Genomic DNA, 1,164 nt, shown 5'->3' on the forward strand with positions numbered 1-1,164 from the left:
CGTCGGGCCACATCATGGTCTGCAGCACGATCACGTCGCCGTTCGGCGTCGAGCGCACACGCAGCACTGCGGTCGACGTGCGCTGGCGCAGGGCAACGGTGACGACGGCCATCCGGTTGGAGTCGAGCAGGGCCTGGCGGAGCAGGGCGTACGGCTTGGCGCCGGTGCCCTCGGGCTCGAGGTAGTACGACTTCTCGAAGAGCATCGGGTCGATCTGGTCGACGGGCACGAACTTCTCGACCGCGATCTCCCGGGAGGAGGTCGTCGGCAGGTTGGCCAGGTCGTCCTCGGTGAGGATGACCATCTCCCCGTCCTCGGTCTCGTACCCCTTCGCGATGTCGGAGTAGGGCACCTCCTCGCCGTCGATGGCGCAGACCCGCTGGTACTTGATCCGGCCGCCGTCCTTGGCGTGGACCTGACGGAACGACACGTCATGGCTCTCGGTCGCGCTGTACAGCTTGACCGGCACACTGACGAGGCCGAAGGAGACCGCACCCTTCCAGATCGCACGCATGGGCAGAGCCTACGCCGAAGCACCGACCCGTTCGACTGCAACGATGGAGCCGTGCAGCAGTCCATCGGTGTCGTCGGCGGGGGGATCGTCGGTCTCGCGGTCGCCCGCGAACTGACCCGCCGCCGCCCGGGTCTCCAGGTCCTGGTCCTCGAGAAGGAGGACCGCGTCGGCGCCCACCAGACCGGCCACAACTCCGGGGTCGTGCATGCCGGCATCTACTACCGTCCGGGCAGCCTGAAGGCCGACCTGTGCACGCGGGGGCGGGACCTCCTGCGGGAGTACTGCGCCGAGCACCGGCTGCCGTACGTCGAGTGCGGCAAGGTCGTGGTCGCCGTCGACGCCGCTGAACTGGGCAGGTTGGACGCGCTCGAGCGTACCGCCCGGGAGAACGGCGTGCCCGGCCTCCGTCGGCTCGACGCTGCCGGTCTCGCCGGGATCGAGCCGCACGCCGCCGGTCTCGCGGCCCTGCACTCGCCCCGCACCGCGATCACCGACTACGTCGCCGTCGCCGAACAGCTCGCCCGCGACGTCGAGGGGGCGGGTGGCCGGGTGCTGGTCGCGAGCGAGGTCACCGGGATCAACCAGCGCGGCGACCGGGTCACGCTCACCACCGGCCGGACGTCGTACGATGTCGACCAGGTGGTGCTCTG

The 1,164-nt window shown here is 70.1% G+C and carries 2 protein-coding genes; one reads left to right on the forward strand and one right to left on the reverse strand.

Annotated features, from left to right (window positions below; all coding sequences use genetic code 11):
- Positions 1-514 (reverse strand): Ku protein (locus ACOADB_RS19810; protein WP_378602541.1); only part of this gene is annotated, 514 nt, incomplete at its 3' end.
- Positions 515-565: 51 nt separating this feature from the next.
- Between ACOADB_RS19810 and ACOADB_RS19815 the strand changes: the two genes are divergently transcribed.
- Positions 566-1,164: FAD-dependent oxidoreductase (locus ACOADB_RS19815; RefSeq protein WP_378602416.1), on the forward strand; the 599-nt coding region annotated here is incomplete at its 3' end.

This window comes from Nocardioides sp. CPCC 206348 (genome assembly GCF_048654705.1).
Taxonomy (GTDB): domain Bacteria; phylum Actinomycetota; class Actinomycetes; order Propionibacteriales; family Nocardioidaceae; genus Nocardioides.